Origin of the sequence: Streptacidiphilus sp. MAP12-20 (genome assembly GCF_041262525.1) — a bacterium.
Taxonomy (GTDB): Bacteria; Actinomycetota; Actinomycetes; order Streptomycetales; family Streptomycetaceae; genus Streptacidiphilus.
Genome location: NZ_JBGCCK010000051.1, coordinates 1 through 2,392 on the forward strand (window position 1 = coordinate 1; position 2,392 = coordinate 2,392).

The 2,392-nt window shown below is 57.4% G+C and carries 1 rRNA gene; it reads left to right on the forward strand.

Annotated elements, in window-relative coordinates:
* A 23S ribosomal RNA gene (locus ABIA32_RS33480) occupies nucleotides 1–2,362 on the forward strand; the annotation flags it as partial.
* Between the last annotated feature and the right edge of the window lie 30 nt (nucleotides 2,363–2,392).

Genomic DNA, 2,392 nt, shown 5'->3' on the forward strand with positions numbered 1-2,392 from the left:
AGTCGCGCGCCCAAGACCCGAAGCGGAGTGATCTAGCCATGGGCAGGTTGAAGCGCGGGTAAGACCGTGTGGAGGACCGAACCCACCAGGGTTGAAAACCTGGGGGATGACCTGTGGTTAGGGGTGAAAGGCCAATCAAACTCCGTGATAGCTGGTTCTCCCCGAAATGCATTTAGGTGCAGCGTCGCGTGTTTCTTGCCGGAGGTAGAGCACTGGATAGGCGATGGGCCCCACCGGGTTACTGACCTTAGCCAAACTCCGAATGCCGGTAAGTGAGAGCGCGGCAGTGAGACTGTGGGGGATAAGCTCCATGGTCGAGAGGGAAACAGCCCAGAACACCGGCTAAGGCCCCTAAGCGTGTGCTAAGTGGGAAAGGATGTGGAGTCGCAGAGACAACCAGGAGGTTGGCTTAGAAGCAGCCACCCTTTAAAGAGTGCGTAATAGCTCACTGGTCAAGTGATTCCGCGCCGACAATGTAGCGGGGCTCAAGTACACCGCCGAAGCCGTGTCATTCATGCTATAGCCCCAACGGGTGCATGGATGGGTAGGGGAGCGTCGTGTGCCGGGTGAAGCCGCGGAGGAATCCAGTGGTGGACGGTTCACGAGTGAGAATGCAGGCATGAGTAGCGATACAAGAGTGGGAAACTCTTGCGCCGATTGACCAAGGGTTCCTGGGTCAAGCTGATCTGCCCAGGGTAAGTCGGGACCTAAGGCGAGGCCGACAGGCGTAGTCGATGGACAACGGGTTGATATTCCCGTACCCGCTTTGAAGCGCCAACGGCGAACCAGGTGATGCTAAGCCCGTGAAGCCGCCCCGGAGTCTTCGGACAAGGGGGAGTGGTGGAGCCGGTGACCCGAGCTTGTAGTAGCTGAGCGATGGGGTGACGCAGGAAGGTAGTCCAGCCCGGGCGGTGGTAGTCCCGGGGTAAGGGTGTAGGCCGTGTGGTAGGCAAATCCGCCACACATGAGGCTGAGACCTGATGCCGAGCCGATTGTGGTGAAGTGGATGATCCTATGCTGTCGAGAAAAGCCTCTAGCGAGTTTCATGGCGGCCCGTACCCCAAACCGACTCAGGTGGTCAGGTAGAGAATACCGAGGCGTTCGGGTGAACTATGGTTAAGGAACTCGGCAAAATGCCCCCGTAACTTCGGGAGAAGGGGGGCCACGCCTGGTGATGGAATTTACTTCCTGAGCTGGGGGTGGCCGCAGAGACCAGCGAGAAGCGACTGTTTACTAAAAACACAGGTCCGTGCGAAGCCGTAAGGCGATGTATACGGACTGACGCCTGCCCGGTGCTGGAACGTTAAGGGGACCGGTTAGCTCCATTTCGGTGGGGCGAAGCTGAGAACTTAAGCGCCAGTAAACGGCGGTGGTAACTATAACCATCCTAAGGTAGCGAAATTCCTTGTCGGGTAAGTTCCGACCTGCACGAATGGCGTAACGACTTCTCGACTGTCTCAACCATAGGCCCGGTGAAATTGCATTACGAGTAAAGATGCTCGTTTCGCGCAGCAGGACGGAAAGACCCCGGGACCTTTACTATAGCTTGATATTGGTGTTCGGTTCGGCTTGTGTAGGATAGGTGGGAGACTGTGAAGCGGCAACGCCAGTTGTCGTGGAGTCGACGTTGAAATACCACTCTGGTCGTGCTGGATGTCTAACCTGGGTCCGTGATCCGGATCAGGGACAGTGTCTGGTGGGTAGTTTAACTGGGGCGGTTGCCTCCTAAAATGTAACGGAGGCGCCCAAAGGTTCCCTCAGCCTGGTTGGCAATCAGGTGTTGAGTGTAAGTGCACAAGGGAGCTTGACTGTGAGACCGACGGGTCGAGCAGGTGCGAAAGCAGGGACTAGTGATCCGGCGGTGGCTTGTGGAAGCGCCGTCGCTCAACGGATAAAAGGTACCCCGGGGATAACAGGCTGATCTTCCCCAAGAGTCCATATCGACGGGATGGTTTGGCACCTCGATGTCGGCTCGTCGCATCCTGGGGCTGGAGTAGGTCCCAAGGGTTGGGCTGTTCGCCCATTAAAGCGGTACGCGAGCTGGGTTTAGAACGTCGTGAGACAGTTCGGTCCCTATCCGCTGCGCGCGCAGGAGTCTTGAGAAGGGCTGTCCCTAGTACGAGAGGACCGGGACGGACGAACCTCTGGTGTGCCAGTTGTCCTGCCAAGGGCATGGCTGGTTGGCTACGTTCGGGAGGGATAACCGCTGAAAGCATCTAAGCGGGAAGCCTGCTTCGAGATGAGGACTCCCACCCACTTGATGGGGTAAGGCTCCCAGTAGACGACTGGGTTGATAGGCCGGATGTGGAAGCCCTGTAAGGGGTGGAGCTGACCGGTACTAATAGGCCGAGGGCTTGTCCATAGTTGCTACGCGTCCACTGTGTTGTTCTGA